Annotated in this window: 15 protein-coding genes; 4 read left to right on the top strand and 11 right to left on the bottom strand. The window is 70.1% G+C overall.

Annotation, left to right across the window (positions count from 1 at the left end; translation table 11 throughout):
- Window positions 1-1,881 carry an ABC transporter ATP-binding protein gene (locus RYJ27_RS03415; protein WP_422732880.1) on the bottom strand — a complete coding sequence of 627 codons (1,881 nt, stop codon included), beginning with the start codon at window positions 1,879-1,881 and terminating at the stop codon, window positions 1-3.
- A gap of 252 nt (window positions 1,882-2,133) precedes the next feature.
- Here RYJ27_RS03415 and RYJ27_RS03410 point away from each other — a divergent pair, with 252 nt between their 5' ends.
- The 3 genes from RYJ27_RS03410 to RYJ27_RS03400 all read left to right on the top strand — a co-directional run bounded on the left by RYJ27_RS03410 (window position 2,134) and on the right by RYJ27_RS03400 (window position 5,814).
- Entirely contained in the window at window positions 2,134-3,648 is a 1,515-nt protein-coding gene (locus RYJ27_RS03410; RefSeq protein WP_330171351.1) for a DHA2 family efflux MFS transporter permease subunit, read from the top strand.
- Window positions 3,649-3,800: 152 nt separating this feature from the next.
- Window positions 3,801-5,204: a flotillin family protein gene (locus tag RYJ27_RS03405; RefSeq protein ID WP_330171350.1), complete on the top strand. Its 1,404-nt coding sequence runs from the start codon at window positions 3,801-3,803 to the stop codon at window positions 5,202-5,204.
- Between the two features lie 61 nt (window positions 5,205-5,265).
- Window positions 5,266-5,814, top strand: a complete 549-nt coding sequence (locus tag RYJ27_RS03400; protein WP_330171349.1) for a type 1 glutamine amidotransferase domain-containing protein — start codon at window positions 5,266-5,268, stop codon at window positions 5,812-5,814.
- A 48-nt stretch (window positions 5,815-5,862) separates the two neighbouring features.
- Here the strand turns inward: RYJ27_RS03400 and RYJ27_RS03395 are convergent, their stop codons facing one another.
- Window positions 5,863-5,988, bottom strand: coding sequence for a hypothetical protein (locus tag RYJ27_RS03395; RefSeq protein WP_330171348.1), 126 nt, complete (start codon window positions 5,986-5,988; stop codon window positions 5,863-5,865).
- Between the two features lie 68 nt (window positions 5,989-6,056).
- Here RYJ27_RS03395 and RYJ27_RS03390 point away from each other — a divergent pair, with 68 nt between their 5' ends.
- The gene (locus RYJ27_RS03390; RefSeq protein ID WP_330171347.1) at window positions 6,057-6,398 is read left to right on the top strand and encodes a hypothetical protein; all 342 of its coding nucleotides are present in this window, start codon (window positions 6,057-6,059) and stop codon (window positions 6,396-6,398) included.
- A 97-nt stretch (window positions 6,399-6,495) separates the two neighbouring features.
- Here the strand turns inward: RYJ27_RS03390 and RYJ27_RS03385 are convergent, their stop codons facing one another.
- The 9 genes from RYJ27_RS03385 to RYJ27_RS03345 all read right to left on the bottom strand — a co-directional run bounded on the left by RYJ27_RS03385 (window position 6,496) and on the right by RYJ27_RS03345 (window position 14,483).
- Window positions 6,496-6,834, bottom strand: a complete 339-nt coding sequence (locus tag RYJ27_RS03385; protein ID WP_330171346.1) for a formate/nitrite transporter family protein — start codon at window positions 6,832-6,834, stop codon at window positions 6,496-6,498.
- Between the two features lie 19 nt (window positions 6,835-6,853).
- Entirely contained in the window at window positions 6,854-7,927 is a 1,074-nt protein-coding gene (locus RYJ27_RS03380) for an alkene reductase (RefSeq protein WP_330171345.1), read from the bottom strand.
- Window positions 7,928-8,035: 108 nt separating this feature from the next.
- Entirely contained in the window at window positions 8,036-9,472 is a 1,437-nt protein-coding gene (locus RYJ27_RS03375) for an AMP-binding protein (RefSeq protein ID WP_330171344.1), read from the bottom strand.
- Window positions 9,469-10,578 (bottom strand): MSMEG_0565 family glycosyltransferase, encoded by a 1,110-nt coding sequence (locus tag RYJ27_RS03370; protein WP_330171343.1) that lies wholly within the window; start codon window positions 10,576-10,578, stop codon window positions 9,469-9,471. Before RYJ27_RS03370 ends, RYJ27_RS03375 begins: the two co-directional genes overlap by 4 nt.
- Before the next feature lie 31 nt (window positions 10,579-10,609).
- On the bottom strand, window positions 10,610-11,464 hold the full coding sequence (locus tag RYJ27_RS03365; RefSeq protein WP_330171342.1) for a carbon-nitrogen hydrolase family protein: 855 nt from the start codon (window positions 11,462-11,464) through the stop codon (window positions 10,610-10,612).
- A 32-nt stretch (window positions 11,465-11,496) separates the two neighbouring features.
- Complete coding sequence (locus RYJ27_RS03360; protein ID WP_330171341.1) at window positions 11,497-12,756, bottom strand: MSMEG_0569 family flavin-dependent oxidoreductase; 1,260 nt, start codon at window positions 12,754-12,756, stop codon at window positions 11,497-11,499.
- Window positions 12,753-13,052 carry an MSMEG_0570 family nitrogen starvation response protein gene (locus RYJ27_RS03355; protein ID WP_330171340.1) on the bottom strand — a complete coding sequence of 100 codons (300 nt, stop codon included), beginning with the start codon at window positions 13,050-13,052 and terminating at the stop codon, window positions 12,753-12,755. The genes RYJ27_RS03360 and RYJ27_RS03355 overlap by 4 nt, the downstream gene beginning before the upstream one ends.
- Window positions 13,045-13,947, bottom strand: coding sequence for a carbon-nitrogen hydrolase family protein (locus RYJ27_RS03350; RefSeq protein WP_330171339.1), 903 nt, complete (start codon window positions 13,945-13,947; stop codon window positions 13,045-13,047). The genes RYJ27_RS03355 and RYJ27_RS03350 overlap by 8 nt, the downstream gene beginning before the upstream one ends.
- 8 nt (window positions 13,948-13,955) lie before the next feature.
- A complete protein-coding gene (locus RYJ27_RS03345; protein WP_330171338.1) occupies window positions 13,956-14,483 on the bottom strand; it encodes an MSMEG_0572/Sll0783 family nitrogen starvation response protein in 528 nt (175 codons plus the stop codon).
- Between the last annotated feature and the right edge of the window lie 58 nt (window positions 14,484-14,541).

Here is a 14,541-nt window from a genome sequence, read left to right as displayed (position 1 = left end):
TCAGTCCTGCGTCGCCAGCCCGGCGGACGCCTGCACCTGCTGCGCGGCGAGCGCGGCATAGAGACCACCGGCCGCGAGAAGCTCTGCGTGCGTCCCCGACTCCACGATGCGCCCCGCCTCGACGACGTGGATGACGTCGGCTCCCACCACGGTCGAGAGGCGGTGGGCGATCGAGAGCGTCGTGCGACCGCGGGCCGCGGCATCCAGCGCCTCCTGCACGACGCGCTCGGACACCGTGTCGAGGGCGCTCGTCGCCTCGTCGAGAAGCAGGACCGGCGGGTCCTTCAGCAGGACCCGGGCGATCGCGATGCGCTGCTTCTCTCCCCCCGAGAGGCGGTAGCCGCGCTCTCCCACGATGGTGTCGTAGCCGTCGGCGAAGCTCTCGATGACGTGGTGGATGTTGGCGGAGCGGCAGGCCGCCTCGAGCTCGGCGTCGGTCGCGTCCGGCCTGGCGTAGCGCAGGTTGTCCCGCACGGAGGCGTGGAAGAGGTAGGTCTCCTGGGAGACGATGCCGATGTGATCGATGACGCTGTGGCGGTCGAGCTCCCGCACGTCCTCGCCGGCGAACAGCACCCGGCCGGCGGTCGCCTCGTACAGCCGCGGGGCGAGATAGAGGATGGTGGTCTTGCCGGCGCCGCTCGGGCCGACGAAGGCGATGTGCTGCCCCGGCTCGGCGCGGAAGCTGACCCCGTCGAGCGTCGGCCGCGAATCGGGCGCGGCGTCGGGGTAGCGGAACACGACGTCCTCGAAGTCGATGCTGCCGAGGGGGCCCGGTGCGCTCTCGACGGGCATCGCCGGGACGCGGTCGCGGATGGCCGGGGTGAGGTCGAGGTACTCGAAGATGCGGGCGAAGAGGGCCTTGGATGTCTGCAGCTCGAGCGAGACGCGAAGCAGGGCCATCAGCGGGAAGAGCAGCCGTGCCTGCACCGTGGTGAAGGCGACGATGACGCCCGCCGAGATGTCGTCGGAACCGCCCACGAGGAGGAAGCCCGCGACGAGGTAGATGATCGCGGGCACCGACGACATGATCACGTTGACGAGGCCGAAGAACCACTGACCGGTCATCGCGAGGCGCACCTGCAGCCCCACCTGCGTCACGGTCTCCCGGGTGTAGCGCTGCGTCTCCGACTCCTGGCGATTGAAGGCCTTCGCGAGCAGGATGCCGGAGACCGACAGGGTCTCCTGGGTGATGGCGCTCAGCTGGGCGAGGGATTCCTGCGTCTCGCCCTGGATGCGAGCGCGCACCTGACCCACCTTGCGCTGCACCCACACGAGCGCGGGCAGCAGCACGACGGCGATGAGCGTGAGCCGCCAGTCGATCAGCACCATCGCCACGAGGGACGCGACGACCGTGACGACGTTGCCGAGGATGCTCGTCATCGCGTTGGTGAGCACCCCCGCCACTCCGCCCACATCGTTCTGCAGCCGGGACTGGATGACCCCCGTCTTGGTGCGCGTGAAGAACGCCAGATCCATGCGCTGCAGATGCGAGAAGAGCTTCACGCGCAGATCGCCCGTCACCCGGTTGCCGACGGATGACGTCAGCCAGGTCTGCACGACGTTCAGGCCCGCCGATGCCACGAACAGCACGATCATGAGCCCCACGAGCTCCGCCAGCAGGGCCAGGTCGGGCCCGCCCCCGCCGGACGGGAACAGCGCCGAGTCGAAGATGCGCTCGATCAGGAGAGCGGGCACCACCGCAATGGCCGCGCTGACGACGACCAGGACGGCGGTCGCGGCAAGGCGTGCACGATACGGCGCGAACAGCGCGACGATGCGACGCCCGAGATCGGGGATGTGCGGAGCGAGCGCATTCTGCGCCCGCAGCGCGTCGGGATCGATGTTGCGCGTGAGGCTTCCCCCACCCCCGCCGCGACCGATGCTCACGCGGCCGAGCCTAGGCGAGAGCGCCGGCACCGGGGCGCGTGAGACGGTGGTATCGAGGTCATTAGTTGTCACATTACATGCATAAATCGACGTCGGCGCGTGTCCCCGGCCGGGTCTAGGGTGGCCTCGCGATCGACGAAAGCGGGCCGCGCGGGAATAGGTGCGCGCGGCGGCACCGTTACAGCCCGTGATCGCCATCCTCGGGTGGCCATTCGAGCATGCCGACCCGAGCCTGAGGAGACCAGGATGTCCGCGACCAGCACCTCACCCGTACCGACGGTCCCGGCATCCGGGCAGCAGGGCGGCGTGCTCGCCGCCCGCGAGAATCGCGTCATCTGGCTCCTGCTCGCGGCCGCCTTCGTCGCCATCCTGAACGAGACGACGATGGGTGTGGCGATTCCCCACCTCATCACCGATCTCGGCATCACGGCCCTCGATGCGCAGTGGCTGACGACGGCGTTCATGCTCACGATGGCCGTGGTCATCCCGACCACCGGCTTCCTTCTCCAGCGGCTCACGACGCGCGCCGCGTTCCTCATCGCGATCTCGCTGTTCTCCTTCGGCACACTGCTGGCGTTCCTCTCCCCCGGGTTCCCCATGCTCGTCGTGGCGCGCGTCGTACAGGCGTCCGGCACGGCCATCATGATGCCGCTGCTCATGACGACGATCATGAATCTCGTTCCGCCCCACGCCCGCGGGCGCATGATGGGCCGCGTCAGCGTGGTCATCTCCCTCGCGCCCGCGATCGGGCCGACCGTCTCGGGAGTGCTGCTGGACACGGTGGGATGGCGCTGGATCTTCGGGCTCGTCCTCCCGATCGCGCTCGTCGCCCTCGTGGCGGGCGCCCGCTGGATGGTCAACGTCGGGGAGACCAAGGAGGCGCCGCTCGACGTCCTCTCGGTGATCCTGTCGGCGCTGGGCTTCGGCGGTGTGGTCTTCGGACTCAGCCAGATCGGCGGGGCGGCCAGCCACGGCGGCGGTGCCGACGCAGCCGCCGCGTCATCGGCTTCGACGGCGGCCCTCGTCATCGCACTCTCCGTGGGAGTGGCGTCCCTGGCCGTCTTCGTCTGGCGCCAGCTGCGCCTCCAGCGCCGCGACGACGCACTGCTCGACCTGCGCGTCTTCCGGTCGCTCAACTTCTCGCTGTCGGTCCTGCAGTTCCTGCTCATCTCGATGGCCTTCTTCGGCGCGATCACCGTCGTGCCCCTCTACATGCAGCGCGTGCTCGGCGTCTCGGCACTCGAGACCGGCCTCGTCGTGCTGCCCGGCGCGCTCGCGATGGGCCTCCTGGGCCCGACTATCGGCCGCATCTACGACAAGCACGGCCCGCGCGTGCTCCTGGTGCCGGGTTCGATCATCGCGAGCGCCCTGCTGTGGTTCTACACGACGCTCGGCGCCTCCACCCCGGTGTGGGTGATCGCCGTCGCGCAGACGCTGCTCTCGATCGGCCTGGCCCTGTCGTTCACGCCGCTGTTCACGGCCTCGCTGGGTTCGCTCGAGCGCCGCTTCTACTCGCACGGCAGCGCGATCGTCTCGACCGTGCAGCAGGTGGCCGGCGCCGCCGGCATCGCGCTGCTCATCACCGTCATGTCGGGGATTGCGGCCGGCATCGTCGCGGGAGGCGGCAGCGAGGTCACCGGCGAGGCCGCCGGCACCCAGGCCGCGTTCGTCCTGGCGGCGATCATCGCCACGCCGACGGTGGTGTTCTCGTTCTTCATCCGCAAGCCGGCCGACTCGGCCGACATGCCCGTCGCGCACTGACCCTGCGCACCTCGCCGCCCGCCCGCCCGCGCGCGATCCCGCCCCATCTCCCCCTCGCGGGGGAGGGAGCGGTAGAGCCCGCGGGCTAGGTTGGAGGGGAACCCCCGGCACACCGACGCGCCGCCGCGCGCGACGCACAATGGAGGAACCCCATGGACATTGCCGCGCTCGGCGGAATCGGATTGCTCGTCCTGATCGGCGCGGGAGTGGCGGTCATCGCCCTCATCGTCCTGCTGTTCCTCATCCGGGCGTGGTACCGCGTGGCACGCGCCGACGAGGCCCTCGTCATCGTCGGCAAGAAGCAGCGCGGGGCGGACGGCGAGTCATCGCGCATCACCGTCATCACGGGCGGCGGTGCGATCGTGAACCCGCTCACGCAGCGCGCGGAGATGATCTCGCTGCGGGCCCGCCAGATCAAGATGGAGCCCACCGCGCAGTCGTCGAACGGCGTGACGGTGAACGTCAACGGCGTCGCACTGGTGAAGATCGGGTCGGACCCCGAGTCCGTGCGCCGCGCCGCGGAGCGCTTCGCGTCGCAGGACGTCGCGATCGAGCAGTTCACGACCGAGCAGCTCGAGGGCGCCCTGCGCGGTGTCGTCGCGACCCTGACGGTCGAAGAACTCATGCGCGACCGCCAGCGCCTCGCCGATCAGATCGCCGAGGGCATCAAGAGCGACCTCTCCTCCCAGGGCCTGATCCTCGATTCCTTCCAGATCCAGGGCATCACCGACAGCAACGGCTACATCTCAGCGCTCGGTGCGACTGAGGTCGAGCGGGTCAAGCGCGATGCAGAAGTGGCGAAGATCAACGCCGACCGCGAGATCCGCGCCCGCCAGATCGCGACGGACGAGGCCAACCTGATCGAGCAGACCGCGCTCGACAAGAACAGCGCGGCCGCGAAGGCCGAGGTCGGCCGGGCCAACGCCGAGGCCGAGCAGGCCGAGGCCCTGGCGCGGGCGGAGCGCCAGCAGGCCGTGCTCATCCAGGAGGCCGAGAACACGCAGGCCCGGCTGGAGTCCGAGGTCAGCCGCGTCGCCGACGCGAACCTGTACCAGCGACAGAAGGACGCCGATGCCGACGCGTACGCACAGGTCAAGGCGGCCGAGGCCCGGGCGAAGATCGCCGAGCAGGAGGCGATGGCCGTGCGCCTGAAGGCCGAGGCCGACGCCGAGGCCGTGCGCCTGGCCGGTGAGGCGCGTGCCGGCGCGCTCCGGGCCGAGGGCGAGGCGCTCTCGCACAACCAGGAGGCACTGCTCGCGCAGCGCGCGCTCGAGGCGCTCGTGCCCATGATGACCGAGTTCGCGAAGGGCTACGACAAGGTCGGCTCGATCACCGTGCTGGGCGGCGACGGGGCGAGCGGCCACCTCGCGACGGAGTCGGCATCGGGCCTTCGCGCCTCCTTCGAGGCCGTCCGCGCGGCGACCGGGATCGATCTGACGGCCATCATCCAGGGCCGCGCGGTCGGCGAGGCGTTCGCGGATGCGACCACCCGGGGCGGCGCACCGACGCCGACTACGGCCGCACGGACCCCCGAGGCGCCCGCCCCGACCGAGTGAGCGCTCGGGGCGGCTGTCAACCCCCGGCGCTCGGGCCCCGCGGCGGCGTAACGTCGTTGTCATGACCGATCTGAGTGGAAAGAAGATCGCGTTCGTCGCGACCGACGGATACGAAGACAGCGAACTGACCTCCCCGTGGGAGGCCGTCACGGCAGCCGGTGCGACGGCGGTGCTGATCGCACCGGAGGGCGGCTCGATCGAGGGCAAGAACGGCCACACCCAGCCCGTCGACCTCACGACGGATGCCGCGGATGCGGCGGATTACGACGCGCTCGTGCTGCCGGGCGGCGTCGTCAACGCCGACCACCTGCGGATGGACGAGAAGGCCGTCGCGTTCTCGAAGGCGTTCTTCGAGGCGTCCAAGCCCGTCGCCGCGATCTGCCACGCGGCGTGGACCCTCATCGAGGCCGGCGTGGTGAAGGGACGCACGCTGACGAGCTACCCGAGCCTGAAGACCGACCTCCGCAACGCCGGAGCCGAATGGGTCGACGAGGAAGTGGTCGTCGACCAGGGGTTCGTCACGAGCCGGACACCGGACGACCTCCCCGCCTTCAACGCGAAGGTGATCGAGGAGATCGCCGAAGGCAAGCACCCCGGTCAGCACGCCTGACCGGACCGCATGACCCACGGATGCCGCGTCCTCGCGGCTGCAGGGGTGTCAGCTCGAGCAGCAGGCGCCGCCGCAGCACGAGGGCGCGGCATCCTGGTTCTTCAGGAGGTTCTGCTCGTCCGTGACGGGGGTCAGGACCTGAAGGGGGCTGCTGTTCTCGGGCGTGGTGCTCATGGGATCCATCGTACGCACGCCGTGGGGAAGAAGGGCCGCGTCCTCCGGGCGGCCCTTACGGTGGTCAGATGACGGATTCGCCGCGGATCTGGTGCTTCAGCCGGCGTGGGGGCGTGATCTGCAGCCGACCTCCCGGCCACGCGGGGCTGCACAACCGCCGCGGGACGGGCGCCATGTGGGCGGACCGCGACGCCGATCCCCCTCGTTGCGACGGCTCGCGCATTCCCGCGGAGCCGGCGTCGGCACTCCCCGGCGGCTTTCCCGGCGGACGGGCTCTGTGCCCCGTCTGCACCGGTTTCGTGGCACTCACCCGAGACGCGCGCCTCGCCACGCACGACGCCTTCCGGGGCGCCGAGACGGATGCCGAGGCATCCGGCCGCGCCGCCTGGTTCAACACGCACGGATGGTGACGAGGGCCGGTCACGAGCACGAGCCCCCCGATCAGGTTCAGCGCCAGCACCGGAAGGAACCACAGCAGCCAGTTCAGATAGGTGATGGGGGCTCCGCTCAAGATCGCGCCGAAAGCGAAGAGCGAGTCGAGGATCGAGTGGTGATCACCCAGCCGCCGAGCAGATTGGCCACGAGCGTGCCGCCCCACAGCTTCGCGAGCTGGAGCGCAGTCTCCTCTCGCGCGACGAGCGCCGCGATCGGCATGAGGAAGTTCTCGGTGAAGAGCTCGCCGTGCGCGAGCAGGAGGGCGATGAGACCGACGCTGAACGCGAGGCCCGCCAGCAGCTGGTCACCCGTGGCGTGCAGGACGCCGATGTAGGCGAGCACGCCGACGCCCACCTCGACCCCGCCGAGGAAGCCGGTCACGAGGGTGGCGCGGTGGCGTGTGAGTGCCACCCGGCAACGGCCGACCGTTCTAGGCGCTCAGGCGCGGGTAGTCGGTGTAGCCGACGGCGCCTTGCGCGTAGAACGTGGCGGGGTCCGGCTCGTTCTCGGGGTGGCCTCCCACCCACCGCTCGACGAGGTCGGGATTGGCGAGCGCGAGGCGACCCACGGCGACGGCATCGGCCTTGCCCCGCGCGACGATGTCGACCGCCTCCTCCTTCGTGGTCAGGCGCCCGAATCCGCTGTTGGCGACGAACGCGCCGCCGAAGCGCGCGCGCAGGCCCTGCACCAGCTCCCCCTCGGGCTCGGCGTGCAGCACGCTGAGGTAGGCGAGGCCGAGGGGCGCGATGCCCTCCACGAGCGCCGTGTAGGTGGCGCGGACGTCCGCCTCGTCCGTCTCGGCGACATCCTGGATGTTGTGCGCCGGGGAGAGGCGGATGCCGACGCGTCCCGCACCCACCGCCTCGGCGATCGCCGTCGTGACCTCGATCACGAACGCGGCGCGTCCCTCCGGGGACCCGCCGTAGGCGTCGGTGCGCTGGTTGGAGACCGGCGAGAGGAACTGGTGGAGGAGGTAGCCGTTCGCGCCGTGCACCTCGACGCCGTCGAGACCGGCATCGATCGCGCGCCGCGCCGCGGCGACGAACTCGTCTCTCACCTGCGCGAGCTCTTCGGTCGAGAGGGCGTGGGGAACGGGGAAGGGCTTCTTCCCGCCGGGGGTGTGCACGTCGCCGTCGATCGCGACCGCGCTGGGAGCGACGATGCGGTCGGTTCCCGTGATGTCGGTGTGGGAGACGCGGCCGCCGTGCATGAGCTGCATCACGATCCGCCCGCCCTCGGCGTGCACCGCGTCTGCGACGCTACGCCATCCCGCAGCCTGCTCGTCGGTGACGATCCCCGGCTGGCCGGGGTAGGCACGCGACTCGTGGCTCGGGTACACGCCCTCTGAGATGATCATGCCGAGGCTCGCGCGCTGGGCGTAGTGCTCGGCGATCAGCGCACCGGGGACACCTTCCGCGTCCGCTCGCATACGGGTGAGGGGGGCCATGATCACCCGGTTGGGGAGATCGAGATCACCGAGGGTGAGCGGGGAGAACAGGTCCACGGGTGCGTCCTTTCGAGGGGCCGGACCGCGGATGACGGTCCGGGTGAGCCACAACGACCGGATGCGGTGTCCTATTCCGCCACGCGTACGGTACGTCGCGCCCGGGCGTCATGATCGCGCGGCTCGTTGCGCCCACCGACGACGAGACGCTTTGCCCGCATCATCGCGCACGGGCTCATCGACCACGACGATCGAGGCGGGCGCCCGCGCTCCGAGCCGCTCCCTCGACCATGCCAGCAGCTCGTCCGCGCCGATCTGCGCGCCGGCGACGTCCGCGACGGCCGCGACGCGCTCGCCGAGAGCGGGATCCGGCAGCCCGAAGGCGAGCGCACCGCGAACGGCGGGATGCTGCTCCAACACGCGCTCGATCTCGACGGGATAGATCTTCTCCCCGCCGCGGTTGATGACATCGTCCAGGCGATCGAGGAGGTAGAGGTAGCCGTCGTCGTCCAGCCTGCCGACGTCACCGAGCGTGTCCCACCCTTCGGAGTCCCTGCGGGAGGTCGCGCCGACGTATTCGTAGGCGGGCCGCGGGCCTCGACGCATCCACACCGTCCCGATCGTCCCGATCGGCGCGGGCTCGCCGTCCGCGGCACGGATCCGGATCTCGGTTCCACCGACGGCCCTTCCGACGCTGCCCTCGCGGGTGAGCCATTCGTCGCCGCCGATCATCGTCAGCCCGTTCGACTCGGATCCGGCGTACACCTCGACGACCCGCTCCGCGCCGACCCACTCGACGAACGCGCGCTTGAGCGGGATCGAGCACGGGGCTCCCATGTGCAGCAGCGACTCGATGCTGCGCACACGATCGGGATGACGCTCGGCCTCGGGCAGACGGAGCAGCCGATGCATCATCGTCGGCACGATGAGGCCCCACGTGACGGCGTGCTCTTCGACCGCGTCGAGCCACCCTCGTTCGTCGAAGCGCGGCAGGATGACGAGGCGATGGCCCGTGAGAAGGCCCCGGAAGGCGTACGTGAACGTCGCCGAGTGCGTCATCGGCCCCGCCACCAGCTGCGTCGCGCGCAAGGGCAGGAAGGCGGCGACGGGCGTGGTCGGGTCCAGCAGCGCCGGGGCGTTCGCCTTGACCACTTTGGGGCGACCGGTCGACCCGGATGTCGTGGGCGCCTTCCAGGACGACGCCGCCAGGTCCGGGAGCGGCTCGGCCACGGCGGGCGCATCGACCGAGACGAACCACGGGGTCGACCGGTCCTGGGGGCGAAGACCGATCGCGGCGGCCGGCCCGGACACCTCCTCGACGGCGGCGCGCTCTGCATCCGTGAGCCTCGTCGCCACGGGCTGTGGGGTCGCACCCGCCTTCCAGACGGCGACGGTGGCGATGACGAAATCGCGACCGTTGGGCAGCGAGATCGTCACGAGGTCATCCGTCTCCACACCACGACCGCGCAGGGCGTGCGCCAGACGCGTCGCCGACTCATCGAGGTCGGATGCCGTGAGCCCGCCGCGCTCGTCGATGACGACGACATCGTTCGGCGCGGCGCGCGCCCTGTCGGCGATGATCGAGGAGATCGACTGTCGCATCATCCGCCCCCGCGTGCGAGGAACGAGCGGTAGAAGTGGTCGTGAGCCCGGGCGGCGGCGCTCCAGCTGTAGGAGCGCGCCAGGCGCTGCCCGTCGGCGGGATCGGCGCGCGAGAGCGGGTCGATCGAGGCGCTCAGGGCCTCGGCGATGCCCGGGACATCCGACGCGTAGAGGACGGCCCCTCCGAATACCTCGCGGAGGACGGGAAGGTCCCTCGCGACGACGGGCACCCCCGCGGCGAGCGCCTCCATCGCGGCGAGCCCGAAGCCCTCCTTCGTCGAGACGAAGCCGAGCGTCGTCGCCGCGGCGACGAGAGCGGGAAGGTCGTCATCGGGCACCGCGCCGAGAACCGTCGGCTGGATGTGCAGTTCGTCCGCCCGCCGATCGAACTCTTCGCGGTAGGGCCGGTAGTCGAACAGCGTCTCGCCGCCCCCGAACACCAGCCGCAGATCCGGATGCTCGGCACGGACCGCGGCGAACGCCTCGAGCAGATCGATCGAGCCCTTGCGCTGCTCGATCCCGCCGAGCGCGAGCACGTAGTCGCCGAGCCGCGAGCGCCACCGGGTGCGCTGGGCGTCGCCGGCGGGCCCGGCGGCGGCCGCGAAGCGATCGGCGTCGACGCCGTTCGGGATCACGGTCGGGGTGTATCCGTATTCCGCCTCGACCTCCGCGGCGACCGCCCGAGACACGCAGACACGCCCCGCGGGCCGGTGGATCGCCGTCTCGTGGCACTCGATCAGGCGCGGCGTCGTGAAGGCGTCGAGGTGATGGATCGTGCGTACGCAGGCGTGACCGGCGGAGATGACGGCGTTCGCCGAGATGCAGTCCTGCGCGTGCACCACGTCCGCGTCGGTCGAGAAAGCCGACGCCATCGTGGTGATGGACCGCTCGATCCGATCGCCGACGCCCTCCCCCTCGCGCGCTTCGAAGGGGACGACGCGAACGGCGACGGCCGGATCGACGTCGCGGAAGAAGGCGGTGTCGTCGCCCCGACCGAGCGTCCAGATCTCGACCTCGTGCCCCTGCGCAGCGAGCGCCTCCGACAGGGCGAGCGTATGGACGACGCCGCCGCGCGGCCTCGTCGAGTACGTGACCTGTGCGATCTTCACACGACTCCTCCTCCGCGGCAGCGGCTCCGGCTCACGACAGGGTGAATCGGTACGCGTGCTCGGCGCGCTGCTCGATGTGGTTCAGGCTCCGGCGCGCCCGGGCCCGGGACGCCCTCACATCGGCCTCCGCGATCGCGAGCCCGCCCTTGGCCCAGGTCTTGGCGATGATCTCTCCCGCGGGATCGACGATCTTCGCCTGCCCGAGGAAGCGCAGCCCGCCCATGACGCCGGTCTGGTTGGACGAGACGAGATACACCTGGTTCTCCGCCGCCCGCGCGCAGTCGTACAGGTCGAACAGATGGGCCTGACGGTCGTTGCGGATGCGGTCGGAGCGGTCGGTCACGCTCGCCGGCCACGCGCTCAGGCACGCGAGGATCTCGGCCCCGCCCAGCGCCAGCGACCGCGCCGATTCCGGGAATGTCTTGTCGAAGTCGATCATCATTCCCAGGCGGCCGACCGGGGTGTCGAAGGCCGAGAACGCGTCACCCGCGCGATAGACGTCGGATTCGCCGAGCGGCAGGTGCACCTTCCGATGGGTTCCGAGGATGCCGTCGCCCGTCACGCACACGGCCGTGTTGTAGCGAACCTCCGCACCTTCGGCGCGCGCACGCTCGGCGACGCCGAAGCAGACGGTCATGCCGCCGGCGAGCGCGATGACCGCGGCGATCTCCGGCCCATCCAGGTCGACCGAGCGGGGCGCGCTGTCGCCCTCGTCGGAGGGATGCTGCAGGTCGAACAGATACCCGCCGATCGTCGCGTCCGGCAGGACGAGCAGATCGACGCCCCTCTCCCGCGCGTGAGCGATGATCCCGGGCAGTTTGGCGAGGGTCCGATCCACGTCTCGCCCGAAGTGCGCTGCGACCCCCGCCATCGTGACCGTGACCATTTCCTCAGGGTATAGCGCGATATCCGGGCGCCTCAGGCGACGGGGATGCGCCGCTCCGCTCCCTCGGCGACGAGTCCCGCGACGTGCTCGGCGTCGCGCGCGATGGCATGGAATCGTCCGGATCCCCAGGTGTGCATCCACGGCAGCCCGATGAACTGGAACCCGGGCACGTTCGTCGCACCTCTCGAGTGGGCGGGATGCCCCTCGTGATCCAGCACGTCGAGGCTGCCGAGCCACGACCAGTCCGCGCGGAAGCCGATCGACCAGACGACCGACGAGACATCCCGTGCGGGGAGCCTCGCCGGAACGTCCTCGGGGCGCCAGACGGCCTCATATCGGTCTTCGTGCGGCGCATCGATCCGCTCGCGTTCGATGTAGCGGTCGATGTCGTTCTTGATCGACTCGGCGACGGAGTCCGCGTAGTCGAGGTTGTCGGCCAGGGTGTCGTCGAAGAGGAAGTCTCCGCCCGACATCCCGATCGCCCGGCCGTAGAGCGCCATCCCCCGCAGAGCGAACTCGCGAAGGTCGATGTCGCGTCCCCCGTCGCGACCCGTGACGTAGTGGTTGGTCGACTCGCGTTTGGCCAGCCCCCGCGTGGAGACGGGCACGTCGTAGACGCCCATGTCGGCGAGCCAGGTCATGCAGTCGCGTCCGCGATAGAACCTCGCGACGCGCGGCGCGCGGCCCAGAGCCAGGTGCACGTCACGCCCCTCGAGCAGCAGGTCCTCGGCGATCTGGGTTCCGGACTGTCCCGAACCCACCACGAGGACGGGCCCGTCGGGAAGCTGAGAGGCGTTGCGGTACTCGTGGGAGTGCAGCTGGAAAACGTGCTCGGGGATGTCGTCCGACCAGGCGGGGGTGACGGGCAGGTGGTAGCCGCCCGTCGCCGAGGTGACGGTCTCCGCCGTGATCATGCCCGCGCTCGTGTGGACGAGGAAGCCGCCGCCGGGGCGCCGCTCGACGAGCGAGACCGATGTGTGCTCGGCGACCGGCGCCGGGAAGGTGTCCGCGTACCGCCGCGCCCAGGCGTACACCTCGTCGCGGGTCATGAATCCGTCGGGCTCCGGCCCGTCATAGGCGTACCCGGGAAGCGCGCAATGCCAGTTCGGCGTCACAAGGGTGAAGTTGTCCCAGCGGCCGTCGCGCCACTCGTGCACGACCGTGTCGCGTTCGATGACGACGTGGCGGATGCCCCGCTGGACCAGATGCCAGCTGAGGGCGAGCCCCGCCTGACCCCCGCCCACGATCACGGCATCGAAGTGATCCCCGTCGCTCAGGTCGACGGGGATCATGCGGTCCCTCCGTCCAGCGGCGGTTCCATCGCGACCACCTCGACGTGACCGTCCGGGTACGAGGAGGCGGCCGTCATGATCGTCTGCTCCGACTGCATCGCCGAGGTGCATGCGAATCCGAACTTGGCGCGCACCCGCTCGCTGGCAAGGGCCAGCGCCTCGCTCGTGCGTCCGACGAAGTCCGACACCGGGTACCTCTCCCCCACCGTGAGGAAGTCATGCATGACCAGGCTCGGCGAGTAGTGGGTGCTCTCGCGGCCGTCGGGCCAGCGCACGGCGAATGTCATCTCAGGCATGCGCGAGCTCCGTCCACCGGGTCGCGCTGGCGCTCTCGGTCGAGGTGACCGGGCCGTAGACGTCCGGTCGCCTGTCGCGCAGGTGGAACATGCCGCCGCGCATCGCCCGGAACGTCTCGTCGACGTCGATCTCGGCGACGGCGAGACCGGCACCGAGCAACGTGGTCGCGAGGATGTTGCCGCCCGGATCGACCACCTTGGCGTTGCCGACATAGCGCAGCGAGCCGAACGTCCCGGACTGGTTCGACGCCATCCAGAAGACCTGGTTGTCGAGCGCCCGAGCGATGTCGAACTGGTTGAACCGATAGGTCCAGCGGTCGTCCTGCAGGTTCTCGGCCGTCGCCGTCCGCGCCGCCGGCCAGGCCGACATGCTCACGACGATCTCCGCGCCGTCGAGCGCCAGCATCCGCGCCGCCTCGGGGAAGGCCTTGTCATAGCAGATCTGCATCCCGATGCGCGCAAGCGGGGTGTCGAACGCGGTGTACTCGGACCCCGCCGAGTACGACATGTTCTCGCCGAGAGGCTGATGCACCTTGCGATACGACCCGTAGATCTGCCCGCCGTCGAGGCAGACCGCCGCGTTATAGCGGGTCGACCCGTCGTCGTCGAGCTCGCAGAACCCGATCGTGACGATCGTGTCGCCCGCGAGTTCCTGCACACGGCGGATCTCGGGCCCGTCCAGCCGGATGGCCGGGGGAAGCGAGCGCGTGGTGTTCTGCACCGTGTCTCCATGGTTGCCCAGCGACGAGAGGTATCCCCCGATCGCCGCCTCGGGGAAGGCGACGAGCCGCGCACCCCGAGCGCGCGCATCCTGCAGCAGCTGCTCGATGAGTGCGTAGTTCTGGTCCAGGTCCCGCGTGAAGTTCGCCGAGACCGACGCGACGGTGAGTGTCATGGATCGACCTAGAGGTTGTAGGTGGAGTTGATGATCGCGCCCTTGCGCGCGTAGTAGATGAGGGCGTCCTGGACGTCGAGGGGGTGCGCGGGGATGACGCCCTCGATGAGGTCCTCTTCGCGCATGCCGTGAAGCGCCATCCCGAAGCGGCAGCAGTAGACCGTGCCGCCCTCCTTGATGAAGGTCTCGAGCGAGCCGTTCATGTTGAGCTCGCCCGGGAAACCGGCGTCGCCCGTCGTGGGGAAGCCGCGATTGGCCGTACAGGCGAGCGTGCCGGGGCCGTAGAAGTAGATCGCCGACTCGAAGCCCTTGCGCAGCGCGCGGGTCGCCTGGAGGATCGCGACGAAGCTGACCGAGGACTCGTGCGGGATGCCGTGGATCAGCGTGAAGTAGGTCTCGCCATCCTCGGCCTGGAAATCGGGGAAGATCTTGGTCGATCCGTAGAGGTTCGTGCCCTTCGGCAGCGAGGGGTGCGGGATCTCGCCGAGCGACTTGGCGATGTTCTCGGCGATCTGGGCGTCGATGTCTTCAGGCATGGTTCATCTCTTTCGTGAGGTGGAGCACGGGATGGAACGGGGGCGTCGAGCGGAAGAT

The organism is Microbacterium limosum (assembly GCF_036324365.1).
Taxonomy (GTDB): Bacteria; Actinomycetota; Actinomycetes; order Actinomycetales; family Microbacteriaceae; genus Microbacterium; species Microbacterium limosum.
The sequence above is the reverse complement of the archived record's forward strand: the minus strand, read 5'-3'. Positions and strand labels throughout refer to the sequence as shown.